The organism is Enterobacter sp. CPE_E863, from assembly GCF_046521465.1.
GTDB classification, from domain to species: domain Bacteria; phylum Pseudomonadota; class Gammaproteobacteria; order Enterobacterales; family Enterobacteriaceae; genus Enterobacter; species Enterobacter adelaidei.
Genome location: NZ_JBKFZX010000001.1, coordinates 4217993 through 4238107, shown reverse-complemented (window position 1 = coordinate 4238107; position 20115 = coordinate 4217993). Strand labels below are relative to the sequence as shown.

Genomic DNA, 20115 nt, shown 5'->3' with positions numbered 1-20115 from the left:
TATGTTCAGTGCACCGCCTGTACAAAAAGTTTCTGTGGTGATCCCTGTTTATAACGAGCAGGAGAGCCTGCCTGAACTGATCCGCCGCACAACCGCCGCCTGCGACACCATGGGCAAAGCGTATGAAATTCTGCTGGTGGATGATGGCAGCAGTGATAATTCCGCCCTGATGCTGACCGAAGCCGCACAGGTAGAAGGCAGCCATGTTGTGGCCGTGTTGCTCAACCGTAATTACGGCCAGCACTCCGCCATTATGGCCGGGTTCAGCCACGTCACGGGCGATCTAATCATCACCCTGGACGCTGACCTGCAAAACCCGCCGGAAGAGATCCCGCGCCTGGTGGCGAAAGCCGATGAAGGCTATGACGTCGTCGGCACGGTGCGTCAAAACCGTCAGGACAGTATGTTCCGTAAGCTGGCCTCACGCACCATCAACCGCCTTATCCAGCGCACCACCGGTAAAGCGATGGGCGATTATGGCTGCATGCTGCGCGCCTACCGCCGCCATATTGTCGACGCCATGCTTCATTGCCATGAACGCAGCACCTTTATTCCGATTCTCGCTAACACCTTTGCCCGCAAGGCCACGGAAATTCCAGTTATGCACGCCGAGCGCGAGCATGGGGAGTCGAAGTACAGCTTTATGCGCCTCATCAACCTGATGTACGACCTCATCACCTGCCTGACCACCACACCGCTGCGCCTGCTGAGCGTTTTCGGCAGCATCATCGCCGTGGCCGGGTTTGCGCTGTCCGTACTGTTGGTCGTGCTGCGCCTGGTCTTTGGCCCGCAGTGGGCGGCGGAAGGGGTCTTCATGCTCTTTGCCGTACTGTTTATGTTCATCGGCGCCCAGTTTGTCGGAATGGGCCTGCTGGGTGAATACATTGGCCGTATCTATAACGATGTTCGCGCACGTCCGCGCTACTTTATTCAACGTGTTGTCCGTCAGGAACACAAAGCATCTCAAGAGGAAATCCACCCATGAAAGCTGTTGTATTTGCCTATCACGATATGGGGTGCACGGGCACGCTGGCCCTGCTGGAAGCGGGCTACGACATTGCTGCGATCTTTACTCATCCGGACACGGCGGGAGAGAACAACTTTTTCGGCTCTGTAGCGCGTATCGCCGCTGAACGTGGTATTCCGGTTTATGCACCGGACGATGTAAACCACCCGCTGTGGGTGGATCGCATCCGCGTGCTCGCGCCTGATGTTATCTTCTCGTTCTACTACCGTAACCTGATTTCCGACGAGATCTTAGGTCTGGCCGCCAAAGGGGCATTCAACCTTCACGGCTCCCTGCTGCCGGCCTATCGTGGCCGCGCGCCGCTGAACTGGGTACTGGTCAATGGTGAAACCGAAACCGGCGTGACCCTGCACCGTATGGTGCATCGTGCGGATGCGGGTGCTATCGTGGCACAGCAGAAAGTGGCTATTGATGCCGACGAGACGGCGCTGCAGCTGCATCAAAAGCTGAATGCAACCGCGCAGACGCTGCTGCGTGATGCACTGCCAGCGATCCTTGGCGGTACGTTCAGCGAGACTGCGCAGGATGAGAGCAAAGCGAGCACCTTTGGCCGCCGCGCACCGGAAGATGGTCGTCTGGACTGGAACAAACCCGCTCGCCAGCTGCACAACCTGGTGCGTGCGGTGACCGATCCATGGCCGGGCGCTTACAGTTTTGCGGGTGTCAGCAAATTTATCGTCTGGAAATCCCGCGTGCGCGACGACATTCCGGCGGCAAAACCGGGTACCGTTGTCTCTGTCTCCCCGCTGATCGTGAGCTGTGGTGAGCAAGCTCTGGAGATCGTTACCGGACAAACCGATAACGGTCTGTATGTTCAGGGTACTCAACTGGCACAGTCTTTAGGTCTGGTGACCGGGGCGCTGATCACCAGTGCGCCAGTTGTTGCCATCAAACGCCGCACTCGCGTGTTGATCCTCGGCGTGAACGGCTTTATCGGGAACCACCTGACCGAACGTCTGCTCAAAGACGATAACTACGAAATCTATGGTCTGGATATCGGCTCTGATGCGATCAGCCGTTTCCTTGATAACCCGCGTTTCCACTTCGTGGAAGGGGATATCAGCATCCATTCCGAATGGATCGAATATCACATTAAAAAATGCGACGTGGTGCTGCCGCTGGTTGCCATTGCTACGCCGATTGAGTACACCCGTAACCCGCTGCGCGTGTTCGAGCTGGACTTCGAAGAGAACCTGAAGATCATCCGCGATTGCGTAAAATACGACAAACGCATCATCTTCCCGTCCACCTCTGAAGTGTACGGCATGTGTACCGACAAAAACTTCGATGAAGACACCTCCAATCTGGTGGTCGGGCCGATCAACAAACAGCGCTGGATTTATTCCGTCTCCAAACAACTGCTGGACCGCGTGATTTGGGCCTACGGTGAGAAAGAAGGCCTGCGCTTTACCCTGTTCCGTCCGTTTAACTGGATGGGTCCACGTCTGGATAACCTGAACGCGGCGCGTATCGGTAGCTCACGTGCGATCACGCAGCTGATCCTCAACCTGGTTGAGGGCTCCCCAATCAAGCTTATCGAAGGCGGCAAACAGAAACGCTGCTTTACTGATATCAGCGATGGTATCGAAGCGCTGTTCCGCATCATCGAAAACAAAGATAACCGCTGCAACGGTGAGATCATCAACATCGGTAACCCGGACAACGAAGCGAGCATTCGTGAACTGGCAGAGATGCTGCTGGCAAGCTTTGAGCGCCATCCACTGCGCGATAAATTCCCGCCGTTTGCCGGTTTCCGTGAAGTGGAAAGCAGCAGCTACTACGGTAAAGGGTATCAGGACGTTGAGCACCGTAAGCCAAGCATTCGCAATGCGAAACGCTGCCTGAACTGGACGCCGACGGTGAAAATGGAGCTGACTATTGATGAGACGCTCGATTTCTTCCTGCGCACTGTGGAGCTGTCGGAACAGGACTCATGAAAAAAGTCGGTTTACGCATTGATGTCGACACCTTCAGGGGGACGCGTGACGGCGTACCCAAACTGCTGGAACTGCTGAGCAAGCACGATGTGCGTTCAAGCATTTTCTTCAGCGTGGGGCCTGACAACATGGGACGCCATTTATGGCGTCTGATTAAACCGGCGTTTCTGTTCAAAATGCTGCGCTCACGCGCAGCATCCCTCTATGGCTGGGATATTTTGCTGGCCGGGACCGCATGGCCCGGCAGGCGTATCGGTGCGGGCAATGAAGCGATTATCCGTGAAGCGACACGGCAACACGAGGTCGGCCTGCATGCCTGGGATCACCATGCCTGGCAAGCGTGGGCTGGCGTCTGGGACATATCGCGCCTGACCCGTGAAGTCGAGCGCGGTATGTTGGAGCTGGAGGCGATTACCTGCCAGCCTGTGCGCTGCTCCGCCGTGGCGGGATGGCGTGCGGACCAACGTGTTGTGAAAGCTAAAGAATCCTTCGCATTCCGCTACAACAGCGACTGTCGCGGGACCGGGCCATTTTTACCGCTGTTAGGGGAAAATCGCAACGGGACGGTGCAGATCCCGGTCACGCTTCCCACCTGGGATGAAGTGGTTGGCCGCGAGGTGAAGGCAGAGGATTTCAATCGCTATATTCTGGACCGCATGCATCGCGATACCGGTACGCCGGTGTATACCATCCACGCAGAAGTGGAAGGGATTGCGTATCAGCATGATTTCGATGAGCTGCTGACGATGGCTGCTCAGGAGGGGATTCAGTTCTGTCCGTTGAGTGAACTGCTGCCAGACGATCTCAGCGTCCTGCCCGTGGGCAAAATAGTACGTAATGAACTGGCTGGCCGGGAAGGCTGGCTTGGCTATCAACAAACCGTGAGTCCGGCCCCATGAAAACAGCCCGTTATGGCTTAGCGCTTCTCGCACTGTTTATCGTTTACTACCTCATCCCTGTCGATATCCGCCTGCTGTGGCAGCCTGATGAAACGCGCTATGCGGAAATTAGCCGCGAAATGCTGGCATCAGGAGACTGGGTTGTCCCGCATTTCCTGGGGCTGCGTTACTTTGAAAAACCGATTGCGGGCTACTGGATCAACAGTATCGGGCAATTGTTGTTTGGGGATACCAACCTTGCCGTGCGTGCCGGGGCCATATTCTCCACCGGGTTTGCGGCGCTGCTGGTCATCTGGATGGCCTGGCGTCTGTGGCGAGATAAACGTATTGCCATATTCTCCGGTCTTATCTTCCTGACGCTGTTCCTGGTGTATGGCATCGGTACGTATGCCGTGCTGGATCCCATCATCACCCTGTGGCTGGTGGCGGCGATGTGCAGTTTCTGGCTAGCATCCCAGGCTGAGACGGTTGCCGGAAAAGCAGGGGGGTACGTGCTGCTTGGGCTGGCCTGCGGTATGGGGGTGATGACCAAAGGCTTCCTGGCGCTGGCAGTACCGGTGATTGGCGTACTGCCGTGGGTCATTGCCCAAAAGCGCTGGAAAGAGGTGCTGATTTTTGGCTGGCTGGCAATCCTGAGTTGTGTGCTGATTGTCCTGCCCTGGGCACTGGCGATTGCCCATCGTGAGCCTGATTTCTGGCGTTACTTCTTCTGGGTTGAGCATATTCAGCGTTTTGCCCAGAGCGATGCCCAGCACAAAGCGCCATTCTGGTATTACCTGCCGTTCCTGGTCGCGGGTAGTCTGCCGTGGTTAGCGTTGTTGCCAGGCGCGTTCCGTCTTGGCTGGAATGACAGACAAAACGCGGCTGGCGGGTTCTATCTGTTGGGCTGGGTGGTTATGCCGTTGCTGTTCTTCAGCATTGCCAAAGGCAAGCTGCCGACCTATATCCTGCCTTGTTTTGCCCCGCTGGCGATTCTGATGGCGCGCTATGCCTGCCTCGCGGCGGAAAAAGGTGCTCGCGTGCTGCGCATTAACGGGGGGATCAACGTGGCATTTGGCGCCATTGGCGTGGTGGCTGCTCTGGTTGTCTCACCGTGGGGGCTCTCTAAACACCCGGTCTGGACGTCGGTTGAGCTGTATAAAGTCTTCTGCGCGGTGGTCGCGTTCCTGATTTGGGCCGTGGTGGGCTGGTTTACGCTCAGGCAGAGTCAGCAGCGCTGGTGGCTAGCGGCGTTGTGTCCTGCCGGGCTGGCGTTGTTGATTGGTTTTGCCATTCCTAACCTGGTGGTGGATTCCAAACAGCCGCAGTCGCTGGTCGACACCGTGCGCGATCCGCTGCAGGACAGTCGGTTTGTGCTGGCCAATAACGTCGGTGTGGCCTCTGGCCTGGCGTGGGAGCTTAAGCGTAATGACATCATTCTGTTTGGTCAGAGTGGAGAACTGCGCTATGGCCTGGATTACCCTGATGTGAAAGACCGTTTTGTGGGTAAAGCTGATTTCGCAGAGTGGCTGGCGGAACATCGACAGCAGGGGCGCATATCGCTGGTGATTCTGCTGTCAAAAAGCGACGATCTTAAGCGGGCTAATTTGCCAGAACCGGACAGCGTGTATATCCAGGGTCGTCTGGCCTACCTTCAGTATCTACCGAAGTGATGACCTGGCTCTGGCTGATACTGGCAAGCTTGCTCAGCTGTGCGGGACAACTTTGCCAGAAACAAGCCACCCGTCCGGCGAAAGCCGGGCGGCGTGGTGTACATATCGCGCTGTGGCTTGGCCTGGCCCTGTTGGCATTGGGCTGCGGGATGCTGGTCTGGCTGGTGGTCTTACAACGTATGCCTGTGGGCATTGCTTACCCGATGTTAAGCCTCAATTTTGTCTGGGTGACGCTAGCGGCGAAGACCGTCTGGCGTGAGAACGTTGCTTCGCATCACTGGCTGGGTGTTGGGTTTATCATCATTGGCATTATTGTGCTGGGAGGAAGCCTGTGAAAGGAACGTTCTGGGCCCTATGCAGCGTACTGTTAGTCAGCGCCGCGCAGCTGCTGCTGCGAAGCGCCATGCAGGCGCTCCCCCCCGTCAGTGATGTCCTGGCGTTAATTTCTGCCCTCTGGCATTTCTCATCCGGTACCGGTGCGCTGCTGCTGGGGTTAACGGGGTATGTCGCCTCAATGGGGTGCTGGTATCTGGCCTTGCATCGTATGGCGCTCAGCAAAGCGTATGCCTTGCTGAGCCTCAGCTATATCCTGGTGTGGGGCGCTGCAATCTTGTTGCCGGGCTGGGAGGAACGCTTCTCCTGGCACGGGCTGGTGGGGGTGGGGTTTATTATTCTGGGCGTGCTGACTATTTTCCGACCAGCGCGTCGTCAACCGAGTGAATCCGCGCGGCAGTGAGTTCGTAGGGTGTTGCGGTGCAAACGGCAAGGCTGAGTAAACCGACCTGGCACTGGCTTGATGAATGGAGCGCGCGGGCTGAACTGTCAATGCTGACCATCTGCCAGGCATGACCGTCGCGTTGTTTAAGAATCGCCTTTTTTCGCGTCCAGATGCGCCAGAATGCAGTAAGCTGGCCTTCTGGCGTTTCCTTTTCCAGCTCATCGTGTTCGGCATTGCTGAACACGGCATTGGCAAGCGTACGCCAGTTATCCTGCTGGCGAATGTGTTCCAGTGAACAGCCAACATCGCCTTCATCACTGATAATTAAAGCAATATCGTCGCCCGAGTGGCTACTGCTGAACCACAGTGGATAGTCGCCAGCAAAAATGGCTTTCCCTTGTTCGCTGTAGATAATCTCCGGGAGTTGTTCTGGAGCCAACAGCCGAGAAAGCAACCCGCGATCGGCCAGCCAGCGAGCACGCTGAGCGCCTTCCGGCGCGTGTCGGGAGAGTGCTTCAGCCCAGCAGCTTGTGCTCAGCGAGGAAATTTTTCCCAGAAAAACCTGGTACATATAGCGTCTGGCCTTCAGTTAAAACGATGATAGCCGTAAAGTTGAGCGGCGAAACTATTACTATAATCCATTGCCCCCTTGAATTGCTAACCAGACAGGGATGCTCACCCTGGTAATCGGCTTTTCGGTCGCCCTGGCCCGAGCAGGATCGCCAGCTTGCTTCCGCCTTTGGTGGTTTCCATCCAGATCTTACACACACTGGTTAGCGGGACCGACAGTAGCATCCCGACCGGGCCCAGCAGCCATCCCCAGATCAGTAACGATAAGAATACCACCAGCGTCGACATGCCCAGCCGGTGCCCCATCATGCGCGGTTCGAGAATATTCCCCAGCACCATATGCACGACGAGGAAAAGTGCCCCGACCAACATGCATTCATAGAAACCATTAAACAGGAATGCCTGAATCATCGGTGGTACGGCGGAGAGTACCGCGCCAATATTGGGCACATAGTTGAGCAAAAACGCCAGTACGCCCCACATCAACGCAAACTGCACGCCCATCAACATCAACCCCAGCCAGACAATCACGCCGGTCCAGACGCTCAACAGCGTTTTCAGCGCCAGATATTTGGAGACGCCCTTTAACGCGCGGTGTAATCCGGCGATGTGAATTTGAGGATTATTCAGCGCAAAGCGCAGCTTATAGGGGACGTGGCGCACTTCGAACAGCATAAACACCACCGTCATGACCAGCAGAAGCATACTGGCCATCGCGCCGGAAAGTCCCGTCATCAGGGTGGTGGCGTAGGTCATGACTTTCTCTGAATCCATCCGGCGCAGCATCCGCTCTGGCGAGATATGCAGATTAAGGAAAGGCACCATCTCCTGCAGCGCCACGATCTTCCGCGTCAGCGCTTTGTTGTACTGTGGCAACATCGTGGAGAATTCGCTCAGCGAAGCCGCCAGCACGCCGAAAAGCGCCGTCAGGGCAATTAGCATCACGATGACGACGATGGTGATGGCCACCGGGCGACTGACGCCCCGACGTAAAAACCAGCTCACCAGTGGATTAAGCACAATGGCAAAAAAGAGCGCCAGCAGGAGCTGCACAATAATGTCAGCCGCGGCATGGATACCCGCAAGGATAACCACCAGGCAGGCGAGTTTTAATAAGATGTGGAGCCCAGCTTTGTCGGACGGGTTAGCGATCATACGCGTTCCTTAAAATGATGACCCGGTAAGTTTAGTGTCCGCGGTTCGCTTCGTCTGGGGCTGTTAATCTGAAAGTCGGTGCTGATTTTCTTATTGTGTCGTGGTAATAGTGAAACACTGTTGTAAAAATCCAGGTAGAACCTCATGCCCGAACCTGCCGCTGAACCGGCGCTGAGCGGACTGCGCCTCAATCTGCGCATCGTCTCCGTTGTTATTTTCAATTTCGCCAGTTATATGACCATTGGCCTGCCGCTGGCGGTTTTGCCTGGCTATGTCCATGACGTGATGGGCTTTAGCGCCTTCTGGGCGGGGCTGGTGATTAGCCTGCAGTATTTCGCCACGCTCCTGAGCCGTCCGCATGCCGGGCGTTACGCGGACCTTTTCGGCCCAAAAAGCATCGTGGTTGTAGGGTTGTGCGGCTGCTTTCTGAGTGGCCTGAGCTATTTTCTGGCCGCCACCACCAGCCACTGGCCCCTGGTTAGCCTGGTACTGCTCTGCCTGGGTCGCGTGATCCTGGGTATCGGTCAAAGTCTGGCGGGAACCGGTTCGACACTGTGGGGCGTGGGGGTGGTAGGCGCGCCGCACATTGGTCGGGTTATTTCATGGAATGGCATTGTCACCTACGGCGCAATGGCGCTGGGGGCGCCGCTTGGTGTGGCCTGTTATGCGTTTGGTGGTCTGTATGGGCTGGCGATTACCATTATGGCGGTTGCGGCTCTGGCGATCCTCTTTGCGCTGCCGCGCCCGAAAGTGAAGGCCAGCAAAGGCAAACCACTGCCGTTTCGGGCGGTGCTCGGGCGCGTCTGGCCGTATGGTATGGCCCTGGCGCTGGCGACAACGGGGTTCGGTGTGATTGCGACCTTCATTACCCTTTTCTATGACGCCAAAGGATGGGACGGCGCAGCTTTCGCGTTAACCCTGTTTAGCTGCGCGTTTGTTGGCGCGCGTTTGCTTTTCCCGAACGGTATCAACCGTCTGGGCGGGCTGAACGTGGCAATGATCTGCTTTGCGGTAGAGATAGTCGGGCTGCTGTTGACCGGCATAGCGATGATGCCATGGGTCGCAAAAGTGGGCGTCTTCCTTGCGGGAGCAGGTTTTTCACTGGTCTTCCCGGCGCTGGGGGTGGTGGCGGTAAAAGCCGTGCCGCAGCAGAACCAGGGGGCGGCGCTGGCAACCTACACGGTATTTATGGATATGTCTTTGGGCATTACCGGCCCGCTGGCAGGGCTGGTGATGACCTGGGCAGGAGTACCGGTTATTTATCTTGCTGCGGCGGGTCTGGTGGTTATCGCCTTGATGCTGACATGGCGGCTAAAAAAATGGCCCCCGGTGCAGGCACCGGAGGCCACGTCATCCTCGTGAAGGATTACTGGATCACGAGGGTGTTAATGATGTTTTCAGCCGCAGTCTGCGCTTTCTGCTGATCGTCCGCTGGCAGGGTGATCTGCATAGTCAGCAGTTTGTTATCGACCTTACCCAGCACCACAGACGAGTACGCGGTCTGGCCTTTTGCGGAGATGATGCTATCCAGCTGTTGCAGCGTGTGGCCTTTCAGTTCGATGGACTTATTGGTCACCACCTGCAGCTGCGGGTCGCGGCTGCGCTGCTGATCTTCCAGACGTTTTGACAGTACGCTCAGATCTTCGCTGGTGTCGTCACCCACAATCACAATGACGGCTTTCTGCCCGGTTGCGTCGGAATAAACGTGCATATTGTTCGCCTGAGTGCCCAGCTTACCGCTCTGGTCAGTCATATCGGCTGGCAGAGAGAATCTGAGTTTGCCATCCAGCAGATTCACCGGCTGACCGGTCGCATTGCTCTCTGCAGATGCACCCTGAGCAGGCGTTTTCGTGTCGCTGTTATCACAGGCTGCAAGACCCACAACCAGCAGGCCAATCCCGACATATTTAACCAGATTGCGCATTGACTTCTTCCTTTCGATAAACGGCCATAACGGCTCATTCGCTCATCTTATCACAACTGATAAAGCGAACCCTTAACCAGCCTGCAATGCCGTGATTTCAGATTTATCTGCCAGCCTTTTCAGCAGCATATTCAGCAGCACACCGTACATTGGCAGGAAGAAGACAATACTGATGAGCACCTTGAAGCAGTAGTCCACCAGGGCGATCTCCATCCAGTGCTCGGCCATGAACGCATCCGGGCTGTGCCAGAAGGCGATGAAGAAGAAGGCCAGCGTATCGCTCACGTTACCGAACAGCGTCGAGGCGGTCGGGGCCATCCACCAGCGGTGATTCTGACGCAGGCGGTTAAACACATGCACGTCGAGGATCTGCCCCAGCGCATAAGCCATAAAGCTTGCGGTGGCGATTCGGGCGACAAACAGGTTGAAGTGGGTTAGCGCCTCAAAACCCTGCCAACTGCCCATATAGAACAGGGACGAAATCACGTAAGACACGAACAGCGCCGGGAGCATGACCGCAAAAATAATGCGGCGAGCCAGCGGTGCGCCAAAAATTCGCACGGTCAAATCGGTGGCGAGGAAAATAAACGGAAAACTGAACGCCCCCCAGGTGGTATGAAAACCAAAAATGGAGATGGGAAGCTGTACCAGATAGTTGCTGGAGGTGATCACCAGCAGATGAAAAAGCGAAAGCCAGAACAACGCTTTTACGCGCTGAGATTCAGAAAACTGCGTCATATTGTGACCTTTTTATACGTTGGGGTGAGGGAACCCAATAAAAACCGCAGCATGATACTGCTTTGGGCAGACATTGCAATGGTTAGTTTTTACGCAATCGTTAACCTGGTTTGCATTGATCGCTACGGGGCGTAAACTACAGCCGTTTTTACCTGACCGAGAAAATCATGACCGACCTGTTTTCCAGCCCGGACCACACTCTTGATGCCCAGGGCCTTCGCTGCCCGGAGCCGGTAATGATGGTGCGCAAAACCGTGCGTAACATGCAATCCGGCGAAACGCTGCTGATCATCGCCGACGACCCGGCGACCACCCGCGATATCCCCGGATTTTGTACCTTTATGGAGCATGAGCTGGTGGCTCAGCAGACTGAAGCGATGCCGTACCGGTATTTGATTCGTAAGGGGTAGATGGGCAGCCCCTGCGGCCTGATGCCCTCACTCCGACCCTCTCCTTTCGGGAGAGGGAGAACGTCACCCCTTCATCCACGTCCGTATCCCGTCCAGGAACATCTGCGTCGCCATCATCACCAGAATCAGCCCCATCAGGCGTTCCAGCGCGTTCACCCCTTTCTCACCCAGCAGGCGCAGGAACAGGGACGACTGCAGCAGGATGATAAATGTCCCACCCCAGGCGATCAGCAGGGCAATCACCAGATGGCTCATCTGGTTCGGATACTGATGTGACAGCAGCATCAGCGTCGCCAGAATGGTCGGCCCGGCGACGAGAGGAATCGCCAGCGGCACAATAAATGGCTCTTCACCCGCAGGCAGGCCGCTGCTGCTGCCTTCCGCGCTCGGGAAAATCATCTTTATGGCAATCAGGAACAGGATAATCCCGCCGGAAATCGACACGGTTTCGGCACGCAGGTTCAGGAAGGCGAGGATTTTTTCGCCCGCAAACAGGAAGATAAACATCACCAGCAGCGCGATAAGCAGCTCGCGGATCATGATCGCCCGACGGCGCTTTGGCTCGGTGTGCTTCAGCACCGACATGAAGATCGGCAGGTTTCCGAGTGGATCCATTATCAGGATCAATAAAACCGCCGCGGAAATGATTTCACTCATGTAAATTATCCCTGAAACTCTCTATGGTTATTATGATGATTAGCTCTTTTTCTGATTGCCGGGCAATCATCGATTAATTTCGCTTGCGACTTTGGCAGCATTTTGTAATGTGAAGCATATCCCAGTTCAATACTGGCTTGCACAAACAGCACACACCCTCTGCAGGAAAAAAATGCTATGAAAAACGTTGGTTTTATCGGCTGGCGCGGTATGGTCGGCTCTGTACTCATGCAACGCATGGTTGAAGAGCGCGATTTCGACGCTATCCGCCCGGTCTTCTTCTCCACTTCCCAGCTCGGCCAGGCTGCTCCGTCCTTTGGTGGTACCACAGGCACGTTGCAGGATGCTTACGATCTGGAAGCGCTGAAGGCACTCGATATTATTGTCACGTGCCAGGGCGGCGATTATACCAACGAAATCTATCCAAAGCTGCGTGAAAGCGGCTGGCAGGGCTACTGGATTGACGCGGCCTCTTCGCTTCGCATGAAAGACGATGCCATCATCATTCTTGACCCGGTTAACCAGGGCGTGATCACCGACGGCCTGAACAACGGCGTGAAAACCTTTGTTGGCGGTAACTGCACCGTCAGCCTGATGCTGATGTCTCTGGGCGGCTTGTTCTCGCAAGATCTGGTGGAGTGGGTCTCCGTGGCGACGTACCAGGCGGCTTCCGGCGGCGGTGCGCGTCATATGCGCGAGCTGCTGACCCAGATGGGCCAGCTGCACCAGAGCGTCGCGACCGAGCTGGCAGACCCGGCGTCCGCGATTCTGGATATCGAGCGTAAAGTCACCCAGCTGACCCGCAGCGGCGAGCTGCCGGTGGATAACTTCGGCGTACCGCTGGCCGGTGGCCTGATCCCGTGGATCGATAAACAGCTGGATAACGGCCAGACTCGCGAAGAGTGGAAGGGCCAGGCCGAGACCAACAAAATTCTCGCCACCGCGAATACTATTCCGGTTGATGGCCTGTGCGTGCGCATTGGCGCGCTGCGCTGCCACAGCCAGGCCTTCACCCTTAAACTGAAAAAAGATGTGTCTATTCCGACCGTGGAAGAGCTGCTGGCTGCACACAACCCGTGGGCGAAAGTGGTACCAAACGATCGCGATATCACCATGCGTGAACTGACCCCTGCAGCCGTGACCGGCACGTTGACCACGCCTGTCGGCCGTCTGCGTAAGCTGAACATGGGGCCGGAGTACCTCTCCGCGTTCACCGTTGGCGACCAGCTCTTATGGGGTGCCGCCGAGCCGCTGCGCCGCATGCTGCGCCAGCTGGCGTAATAATTTGTTAACGACCGGGGGTGATTTTCACCCCCTTTTTTTGCGTACTACATGGAGTAAAACGCGTATGTCTTATTTTTTATCAGGAGTCATTTAGAGCGTTGGCTATGCTTTAAGGAAGAGTCATTTCTTACCTGAGGTTAGGACGGGCTGTGAGGATGCTCGTTCAGGTCACATTAAAGTCGTCCCAGGCGCTAAAAAAGGACGACATAAAAAACAGGATGAATACCATGTCCGATCGTGTGGATAGAGACGTGATTAATGCGCTTATTGCGGGTCATTTTGCCGACCCCTTTTCCGTGCTGGGGATGCACCGTACAGAGACCGGGCTGGAAGTCCGGGCGTTGTTACCGGATGCGACAGAAGTGTGGGTTATCGAACCCAAAACCGGCCGCAAAGTGGGCAATCTGGAATGCCTCGACTCGCGTGGTTTCTTCTCTGGCGTGATGCCCCGTCGTAAAAACCCTTTCCGTTATCAGCTCGCCGTCATCTGGCACGGCCAGCAAAATCTCATTGATGATCCCTACAGCTTTGGTCCTCTTTTGCAGGAGATGGACGCATGGCTGCTGTCTGAAGGAACCCATTTGCGGCCTTATGAAACGCTGGGTGCCCATGCAGACACGATGGATGGTATCACCGGCACGCGGTTTGCCGTGTGGGCACCCAACGCCCAACGCGTCTCCGTTGTCGGACAATTCAACTACTGGGACGGCCGTCGCCACCCGATGCGCCTGCGCCGGGAAACGGGGATCTGGGAGCTGTTTATCCCCGGTGCGCACAACGGACAGCTCTACAAATTCGAGATGATCGATGCCCACGGCAAGCTGCGCATTAAAGCCGACCCGTACGCCTTTGAAGCCCAGATGCGCCCGGATACGGCATCGCTGATTTGTGGCCTGCCAGAGAAGATCACTCAGACGGAAGAGCGCAAACAGGCCAACCGCTTCGATGCACCTATCTCCGTCTATGAAGTGCATCTTGGCTCATGGCGCCGCCACACCGATAACAACTTCTGGCTCAGCTACCGGGAGCTTGCCGACCAGCTGGTGCCGTATGCCAAATGGATGGGCTTTACTCACCTTGAGCTGTTGCCGGTCAACGAGCATCCGTTCGATGGTAGCTGGGGTTATCAGCCAACCGGGCTGTATGCGCCTACGCGCCGCTTTGGCACGCGCGATGACTTCCGTTATTTCATCCATGCCGCGCATGCCGCCGGGCTGAATGTGATCCTCGACTGGGTGCCAGGCCATTTCCCGTCGGATGACTTTGGTTTGTCAGAGTTTGATGGTACGAAGCTGTACGAGCACAGCGACCCGCGAGAAGGTTATCACCAGGACTGGAATACGCTGATCTACAACTACGGTCGCCGCGAAGTCGCGAACTACCTGGTCGGAAATGCCCTGTACTGGATTGAGCGCTTTGGCATTGATGCTCTGCGTGTTGATGCGGTGGCATCCATGATCTATCGCGATTACAGCCGCAAAGAGGGAGAGTGGATCCCGAATGAGTTTGGTGGCCGTGAAAACCTGGAGGCGATTGAGTTCCTGCGCAGCACCAACCGCATTATCGGTGAGCAGGTGGACGGCGCGGTAACAATGGCAGAAGAGTCGACCGACTTTGCGGGCGTCTCCCGTCCGCCTTCATTAGGCGGTCTGGGGTTCTGGTACAAGTGGAACCTGGGCTGGATGCACGACACGCTCGACTACATGAAGCTCGATCCGGTATATCGTCAGTATCATCACGACAAGCTGACGTTCGGGATGCTCTACAACTACACCGAAAACTTCATGCTGCCGCTGTCGCATGATGAAGTGGTACACGGCAAAAAATCCATTCTTGACCGCATGCCGGGCGATGCGTGGCAGAAATTTGCCAACCTGCGCGCCTACTACGGCTGGATGTTTGCGTTCCCGGGCAAAAAACTGCTGTTTATGGGCAATGAGTTCGCTCAGGGACGCGAGTGGAACCACGACGCCAGCCTCGACTGGCATCTGCTGGAAGGCGGTGACAACTGGCACCACGGCGTGCAACGTCTGGTGCGTGACCTGAACCTGACCTATCGTCATCACAAAGCGCTGCACGAACTCGATTTTGACCCGTACGGCTTTGAGTGGCTGGTGGTGGATGACCATGAGCGCTCGGTGTTTGTCTTTGTGCGGCGAGATAAAGCGGGTAACGAGATCATCGTCGCCAGCAACTTCACGCCGGTGCCGCGCCAGCACTATCGCTTCGGCATTAACCAGCCGGGTAAATGGCGCGAAATCCTGAATACCGATTCCATGCACTACCACGGAAGCAATACCGGTAATGGTGGTCTGGTGCAAAGCGATGCTATCGAAAGTCACGGGCGGCCAAACTCTCTGAGTCTCACGCTACCGCCGCTTGGCACCATCTGGCTGATGCGGGAGGGGGAATGACGCAGCTTACGGCAGGTCAACCCGAACCGCTCGGGGCGAGTTTTGACGGAAAGGGTGTGAATTTCACCCTCTTTTCTGCTCACGCTGAGCGGGTAGAACTGTGTGTTTTTGACGGTGAGGGTAACGAGCACCGTTACGATTTACCGTCGCGCACGGGGGATACCTGGCACGGTTACCTGGCCGGAGGACGGCCAGGTATGCACTATGGTTTTCGCGTTCATGGTCCGTGGGAACCTGCGCAAGGGCACTGGTTTAACCCTGCAAAGCTGTTGATTGATCCGTGTGCGCACCGCGTGGACGGTGAGTTTAAAGACGACCCGATTTTCCATGTTGGTTATGGTGAGCCTGACCATCGCGACAGTGCCCATGTGGTGCCAAAAAGCGTGGTAGTGCACGATCTCTATGACTGGGAGGACGATGCGCCACCGGCCACGCCGTGGGGCAACACCGTCATTTACGAGGCCCATGTCAAAGGGCTGACGTATCTGCATCCGTCCATCCCCAAAGAGATGCGCGGCACCTACAAGGCGCTTAGCCATCCGACCATGATCGCCTACCTGAAACACCTCGGCATCACCGCTCTTGAACTGCTACCCGTCGCCCATTTTGCCAGCGAGCCGCGTCTGCAGCGGCTGGGGTTGAGCAACTACTGGGGTTACAACCCGCTGGCGATGTTCGCGCTCGAACCCCGCTATGCCGTCCATCCGGAAAAAGCGCGGGACGAGTTTCGCGATGCGGTGAAAGCGCTCCATGCTGCGGGAATTGAAGTCATTCTGGATGTGGTGCTGAACCACAGCGCAGAAAGCGATCTCGATGGTCCAACGCTCTCCATGCGCGGAATTGATAACCGTAGCTATTATTGGATCAGGCAGGGTGGCGATTACGAGAACTGGACCGGCTGCGGTAACACGCTCAATCTCAGCCATCCGGCGGTCACGCATTTTGCTTATGAATGCCTGAAATACTGGGTGGAAACGTTCCACGTGGACGGTTTTCGTTTCGACCTGGCACCCGTGATGGGACGCATGCCGGCGTTCAGCCAGCAGGCGCCGCTGTTTGAGGCGATAAAAAACTGTCCGGTGCTCTCGCAGGTCAAGCTCATCGCCGAGCCGTGGGACATCGGTGAAGGAGGCTATCAGGTCGGGAATTTCCCGCCGCTGTTTGCCGAGTGGAACGATCACTATCGCGATGCCGCGCGCCGCTTCTGGCTGGAGCGAAATCTCTCGCTGGGGGAATTTGCCGGGCGCTTTGCCGCGTCAAGCGATCTCTTTAAGCGCGACGGTAAGCGACCGTCGGCCACCGTCAACCTGTTGACGGCGCACGACGGTTTTACGCTCAGGGACTGCGTTTGTTTCAATCAGAAACACAATGAGGCGAACGGCGAAGAGAATCGCGATGGCACTAACAATAACCATAGCTTCAATCATGGTATAGAAGGGTTAGGCGGAAGCCTTGACGTTATCGAGCGGCGGCGCGCCAGCGTTCATGCGCTGCTGACAACGCTTCTGTTGTCGCAGGGGACACCGATGCTGCTGGCGGGCGATGAGCACGGCCACAGCCAGCACGGTAACAACAATGCGTATTGCCAGGACAACACCTTAACCTGGCTTGACTGGGGGGAGGCGAACAGCGGGCTGATCCATTTTACCGCTGCGCTGATCCACCTTCGCCAGCAAATCCCGGCCCTGACCACCGACCGCTGGTGGGAAGAGGGGGACGGAAACGTTCGCTGGTTGAATAAAGACGCGCAACCACTAAGCGCGCAAGAGTGGCAACACGGTGTACCACGGCTGCAAATCCTGCTTTCGGATAAATGGCTGGTTACGCTGAACGCGACGGATGATGTCGCAGAGATTGTTTTACCTGAAGGGGAATGGCGCGCCGTTCCCCCCTTTGCCGGAGCGGATAATCCGGTAGTAATGGCTGTCTGGCACGGGCCTGCGCACGGAGTGTGTGTATTCCAAAGATGATAAAAAAGGAGTTAGTCATGGTTAGATTAGAGAAGAACGATCCCTTAATGTTGGCACGCCAGCTACCATTAAAAACGGTTGCCCTGATACTCGCTGGTGGGCGTGGTACCCGTCTGAAAGATTTGACCATCAAACGCGCCAAGCCGGCTGTTCACTTTGGTGGTAAGTTCCGTATCATTGATTTCGCACTCTCCAATTGCCTCAACTCTGGCATCCGCCGCATTGGCGTCATTACGCAGTATCAATCACACACGCTGGTGCAGCATATCCAGCGTGGCTGGTCCTTCTTCAGCGAAGAGATGAATGAGTTTGTCGATCTTCTTCCGGCCCAGCAGCGCGTTCACGGCGAAAACTGGTACCGGGGCACGGCGGATGCGGTGACGCAAAACCTTGATATCATTCGTCGTTATAACGCGGAATACATCGTGATCCTCGCCGGGGATCATATTTACAAGCAAGACTACTCCCACATGCTCATCGACCATGTCGAAAAAGGGGCGCGTTGCACCGTGGCGTGTTTGCCGGTGCCCGTTGCTGAAGCGACGGCATTTGGCGTAATGCACGTGGATGCGGACGACAAAATTATCGACTTCGTCGAAAAACCTGCAAACCCACCGACCATGCCGGGAGATGATACGAAGTCACTCGCCAGTATGGGGATCTATGTCTTTGATGCAGATTACCTTTATGAACTGCTCGAAGAAGACGACAAAGACGAAAACTCCAGCCATGACTTTGGCAAAGATATCATCCCGAAAATTACGCAAGCTGGCATGGCGTATGCACATCCCTTCCCGTTGTCCTGCGTGCAATCCGACCCAAATGCGGAACCTTACTGGCGCGATGTGGGAACGCTGGAGGCGTACTGGAAGGCGAACCTCGACCTGGCTTCGGTGACCCCTGAGCTGGATATGTACGATCAGAACTGGCCGATTCGTACTCATATGGAATCGCTGCCGCCAGCCAAATTCGTTCAGGACCGTTCAGGTAGCCACGGTATGACACTGAACTCGCTGGTCTCTGGCGGATGCATTATTTCAGGGTCGGTGGTGGTGCAGTCAGTGCTGTTCCCCCGCGTGCGGATAAATTCATTCTGTAATATTGATTCGGCAGTCTTATTGCCGGATGTCTGGGTAGGACGTTCGTGTCGCCTGCGTCGTTGCGTTATCGACCGCGCCTGTGTCATTCCTGAGGGGATGGTCATTGGTGAAAATGCGGAAGAAGACGCGCGTCGCTTCTACCGTTCGGAAGAGGGAATCGTGTTAGTAACACGGGAAATGTTGCGGAAGCTGCAGATCAAACAGGAGCGATGATGCAGGTTTTACACGTATGTTCTGAGATGTTCCCGTTGTTAAAAACGGGCGGCCTGGCGGATGTTCTTGGTGCATTACCGGCGGCGCAAATCGCCGGAGGGGTGGATACCCGAGTCCTGCTGCCCGCATTTCCGGATATCCGGCGTGGTATTCCTGATGCAAAAGTGGTGACGCGTCGTGAGACTTTTGCCGGGCGCATCACCCTGCTGTTTGGACATTACAACGGCGTTGGGATCTACCTGATTGACGCGCCGCACTTATACGACAGGCCCGGGAGTCCGTATCACGACACCAACCTGTTTGCTTACCCGGACAACGTACTGCGCTTTGCGTTGCTCGGCTGGGTCGGTGCAGAAATGGCGACGGGGCTGGATCCGTTCTGGCGTCCGGATGTGGTGCACGCGCACGACTGGCACGCCGGGCTTGCCCCGGCGTATCTGGCCGCGCGCGGCCACCCGGCCAGGTCAGTCTTTACCGTGCATAACCTGGCATATCAGGGGATGTACTATGCCCATCACATGCATGAAATCGATCTGCCATTGTCGTTCTATAACATGCACGGGCTGGAGTTTAACGGGCAGATCTCGTTCCTGAAAGCCGGGCTTTACTATGCCGATCATATTACCGCCGTGAGCCCGACTTACGCCCGGGAAATTACCCAGCCGGAGTTTGGTTATGGTCTGGAAGGGCTACTGCGACAGCGGCATCGTGAAGGGCGCCTGTCGGGTATTTTGAACGGTGTGGATGAAAAGATCTGGAGCCCGGAAACCGATCTCCTGCTGGCGTCGCGCTATGGCCGTGATTCGGTCGAGGACAAAGCCGAAAACAAGCGCCAGCTGCAAATTGCCATGGGTCTGAAGGTGAACGACAAAGTCCCGTTGTTCGCCGTGGTCAGCCGTCTGACCAGCCAGAAAGGGCTGGATCTGGTGCTGGAAGCGCTGCCTGGTTTACTGGAACAGGGAGGGCAACTGGCTCTGCTCGGCGCGGGCGACCCGGTATTGCAGGAAGGTTTTCTGGCTGCGGCGGCGGAACATCCCGGTCAGGTTGGGGTGCAGATTGGCTATCACGAGGCGTTTTCGCACCGCATTATGGGCGGCGCGGACGTCATCCTGGTGCCAAGCCGTTTCGAACCCTGCGGCCTGACGCAACTCTACGGCCTGAAATACGGCACGTTACCGCTGGTGCGTCGCACGGGTGGGCTGGCTGACACGGTTTCCGACAGCTCTCTGGAAAACCTGGCGGACGGTATCGCCAGCGGGTTTGTGTTTGAAGACAGTAATGCCTGGTCGTTGTTACGGGCGATTCGGCGTGCTTTTGTTTTATGGTCCCGGCCTTCCTTGTGGCGTTATGTTCAGCGCCAGGCGATGAGCATGGACTTTAGCTGGCACGTTGCGGCGCAGTCATACCGCGATCTTTATCAACGCTTGATGTAACAAGGCGGAGTCAC

17 protein-coding genes and 1 pseudogene are annotated in these 20115 nt (G+C 56.2%); 13 read left to right on the top strand and 5 right to left on the bottom strand.

Annotation, left to right across the window (positions count from 1 at the left end; translation table 11 throughout):
* The first annotated feature begins 1 nt into the window (after position 1).
* Genes arnC through arnF form a run of 6 tightly spaced genes read left to right on the top strand, consistent with a single transcriptional unit; the run spans position 2 to position 6251 of the window.
* Complete coding sequence (gene arnC, locus ACLHV8_RS20880; protein WP_028018058.1) at positions 2-985, top strand: undecaprenyl-phosphate 4-deoxy-4-formamido-L-arabinose transferase; 984 nt, start codon at positions 2-4, stop codon at positions 983-985.
* Positions 982-2964 (top strand): bifunctional UDP-4-amino-4-deoxy-L-arabinose formyltransferase/UDP-glucuronic acid oxidase ArnA, encoded by a 1983-nt coding sequence (gene arnA, locus ACLHV8_RS20875; RefSeq protein ID WP_208594522.1) that lies wholly within the window; start codon positions 982-984, stop codon positions 2962-2964. The genes arnC and arnA overlap by 4 nt, the downstream gene beginning before the upstream one ends.
* Positions 2961-3863: a 4-deoxy-4-formamido-L-arabinose-phosphoundecaprenol deformylase gene (gene arnD, locus ACLHV8_RS20870; RefSeq protein ID WP_208594523.1), complete on the top strand. Its 903-nt coding sequence runs from the start codon at positions 2961-2963 to the stop codon at positions 3861-3863. Before arnA ends, arnD begins: the two co-directional genes overlap by 4 nt.
* Positions 3860-5515: a lipid IV(A) 4-amino-4-deoxy-L-arabinosyltransferase gene (gene arnT, locus ACLHV8_RS20865; RefSeq protein ID WP_208594524.1), complete on the top strand. Its 1656-nt coding sequence runs from the start codon at positions 3860-3862 to the stop codon at positions 5513-5515. The genes arnD and arnT overlap by 4 nt, the downstream gene beginning before the upstream one ends.
* A complete protein-coding gene (gene arnE, locus ACLHV8_RS20860) occupies positions 5515-5850 on the top strand; it encodes a 4-amino-4-deoxy-L-arabinose-phosphoundecaprenol flippase subunit ArnE (RefSeq protein WP_049005370.1) in 336 nt (111 codons plus the stop codon). Before arnT ends, arnE begins: the two co-directional genes overlap by 1 nt.
* Positions 5847-6251: a 4-amino-4-deoxy-L-arabinose-phosphoundecaprenol flippase subunit ArnF gene (arnF, locus tag ACLHV8_RS20855; protein ID WP_049005371.1), complete on the top strand. Its 405-nt coding sequence runs from the start codon at positions 5847-5849 to the stop codon at positions 6249-6251. The genes arnE and arnF overlap by 4 nt, the downstream gene beginning before the upstream one ends.
* Here arnF and acpT read toward each other — a convergent pair.
* Entirely contained in the window at positions 6202-6804 is a 603-nt protein-coding gene (gene acpT, locus ACLHV8_RS20850) for a 4'-phosphopantetheinyl transferase AcpT (RefSeq protein WP_208594525.1), read from the bottom strand. The genes arnF and acpT overlap by 50 nt on opposite strands.
* Positions 6805-6908: 104 nt before the next feature.
* Positions 6909-7958 (bottom strand): AI-2E family transporter, encoded by a 1050-nt coding sequence (locus ACLHV8_RS20845; RefSeq protein WP_208594526.1) that lies wholly within the window; start codon positions 7956-7958, stop codon positions 6909-6911.
* Between the two features lie 109 nt (positions 7959-8067).
* Here ACLHV8_RS20845 and ACLHV8_RS20840 point away from each other — a divergent pair.
* A pseudogene (locus ACLHV8_RS20840) lies at positions 8068-9320 on the top strand (MFS transporter).
* A gap of 4 nt (positions 9321-9324) precedes the next feature.
* Here ACLHV8_RS20840 and ACLHV8_RS20835 read toward each other — a convergent pair.
* Both ACLHV8_RS20835 and ACLHV8_RS20830 read right to left on the bottom strand, forming a co-directional pair.
* The gene (locus tag ACLHV8_RS20835) at positions 9325-9882 is read right to left on the bottom strand and encodes a DcrB family lipoprotein (RefSeq protein WP_410377022.1); all 558 of its coding nucleotides are present in this window, start codon (positions 9880-9882) and stop codon (positions 9325-9327) included.
* Between the two features lie 72 nt (positions 9883-9954).
* Entirely contained in the window at positions 9955-10620 is a 666-nt protein-coding gene (locus tag ACLHV8_RS20830; protein WP_028018048.1) for a 7-cyano-7-deazaguanine/7-aminomethyl-7-deazaguanine transporter, read from the bottom strand.
* Between the two features lie 167 nt (positions 10621-10787).
* On the opposite strand from ACLHV8_RS20830, the gene tusA reads away from it, so the two are divergent.
* Entirely contained in the window at positions 10788-11030 is a 243-nt protein-coding gene (gene tusA / locus ACLHV8_RS20825; protein WP_208594528.1) for a sulfurtransferase TusA, read from the top strand.
* Positions 11031-11093: 63 nt separating this feature from the next.
* Here tusA and yhgN read toward each other — a convergent pair whose 3' ends face one another.
* Positions 11094-11687, bottom strand: a complete 594-nt coding sequence (yhgN, locus tag ACLHV8_RS20820) for an NAAT family transporter YhgN (RefSeq protein ID WP_025759646.1) — start codon at positions 11685-11687, stop codon at positions 11094-11096.
* A 177-nt stretch (positions 11688-11864) separates the two neighbouring features.
* Between yhgN and asd the strand changes: the two genes are divergently transcribed.
* The 5 genes from asd (at position 11865) to glgA (ending at position 20101) form a co-directional block, all read left to right on the top strand.
* Positions 11865-12968, top strand: coding sequence for an aspartate-semialdehyde dehydrogenase (asd, locus tag ACLHV8_RS20815; RefSeq protein WP_208594529.1), 1104 nt, complete (start codon positions 11865-11867; stop codon positions 12966-12968).
* 230 nt (positions 12969-13198) lie between these two features.
* Entirely contained in the window at positions 13199-15385 is a 2187-nt protein-coding gene (glgB, locus tag ACLHV8_RS20810; RefSeq protein WP_208594530.1) for a 1,4-alpha-glucan branching enzyme, read from the top strand.
* The gene (gene glgX / locus ACLHV8_RS20805; RefSeq protein ID WP_208594531.1) at positions 15382-17355 is read left to right on the top strand and encodes a glycogen debranching protein GlgX; all 1974 of its coding nucleotides are present in this window, start codon (positions 15382-15384) and stop codon (positions 17353-17355) included. Before glgB ends, glgX begins: the two co-directional genes overlap by 4 nt.
* Positions 17356-17372: 17 nt before the next feature.
* Positions 17373-18668 (top strand): glucose-1-phosphate adenylyltransferase, encoded by a 1296-nt coding sequence (gene glgC, locus ACLHV8_RS20800; protein ID WP_049005379.1) that lies wholly within the window; start codon positions 17373-17375, stop codon positions 18666-18668.
* Complete coding sequence (glgA, locus tag ACLHV8_RS20795) at positions 18668-20101, top strand: glycogen synthase GlgA (RefSeq protein WP_028018042.1); 1434 nt, start codon at positions 18668-18670, stop codon at positions 20099-20101. Before glgC ends, glgA begins: the two co-directional genes overlap by 1 nt.
* Positions 20102-20115: the final 14 nt, after the last annotated feature.

What these genes read in the sequence shown, in the direction of transcription:
- arnC (WP_028018058.1), top strand. Translation starts at nt 2, where the DNA reads ATGTTCAGTGCACCGCCTGTACAAAAAGTTTCTGTGGTGATCCCTGTT.
- arnA (WP_208594522.1), top strand. Translation starts at nt 982, where the DNA reads ATGAAAGCTGTTGTATTTGCCTATCACGATATGGGGTGCACGGGCACG.
- arnD (WP_208594523.1), top strand. Translation starts at nt 2,961, where the DNA reads ATGAAAAAAGTCGGTTTACGCATTGATGTCGACACCTTCAGGGGGACG.
- arnT (WP_208594524.1), top strand. Translation starts at nt 3,860, where the DNA reads ATGAAAACAGCCCGTTATGGCTTAGCGCTTCTCGCACTGTTTATCGTT.
- arnE (WP_049005370.1), top strand. Translation starts at nt 5,515, where the DNA reads ATGACCTGGCTCTGGCTGATACTGGCAAGCTTGCTCAGCTGTGCGGGA.
- acpT (WP_208594525.1), bottom strand. Translation starts at nt 6,804, where the DNA reads ATGTACCAGGTTTTTCTGGGAAAAATTTCCTCGCTGAGCACAAGCTGC.
- ACLHV8_RS20845 (WP_208594526.1), bottom strand. Translation starts at nt 7,958, where the DNA reads ATGATCGCTAACCCGTCCGACAAAGCTGGGCTCCACATCTTATTAAAA.
- ACLHV8_RS20835 (WP_410377022.1), bottom strand. Translation starts at nt 9,882, where the DNA reads ATGCGCAATCTGGTTAAATATGTCGGGATTGGCCTGCTGGTTGTGGGT.
- ACLHV8_RS20830 (WP_028018048.1), bottom strand. Translation starts at nt 10,620, where the DNA reads ATGACGCAGTTTTCTGAATCTCAGCGCGTAAAAGCGTTGTTCTGGCTT.
- tusA (WP_208594528.1), top strand. Translation starts at nt 10,788, where the DNA reads ATGACCGACCTGTTTTCCAGCCCGGACCACACTCTTGATGCCCAGGGC.
- yhgN (WP_025759646.1), bottom strand. Translation starts at nt 11,687, where the DNA reads ATGAGTGAAATCATTTCCGCGGCGGTTTTATTGATCCTGATAATGGAT.
- asd (WP_208594529.1), top strand. Translation starts at nt 11,865, where the DNA reads ATGAAAAACGTTGGTTTTATCGGCTGGCGCGGTATGGTCGGCTCTGTA.
- glgB (WP_208594530.1), top strand. Translation starts at nt 13,199, where the DNA reads ATGTCCGATCGTGTGGATAGAGACGTGATTAATGCGCTTATTGCGGGT.
- glgX (WP_208594531.1), top strand. Translation starts at nt 15,382, where the DNA reads ATGACGCAGCTTACGGCAGGTCAACCCGAACCGCTCGGGGCGAGTTTT.
- glgC (WP_049005379.1), top strand. Translation starts at nt 17,373, where the DNA reads ATGGTTAGATTAGAGAAGAACGATCCCTTAATGTTGGCACGCCAGCTA.
- glgA (WP_028018042.1), top strand. Translation starts at nt 18,668, where the DNA reads ATGCAGGTTTTACACGTATGTTCTGAGATGTTCCCGTTGTTAAAAACG.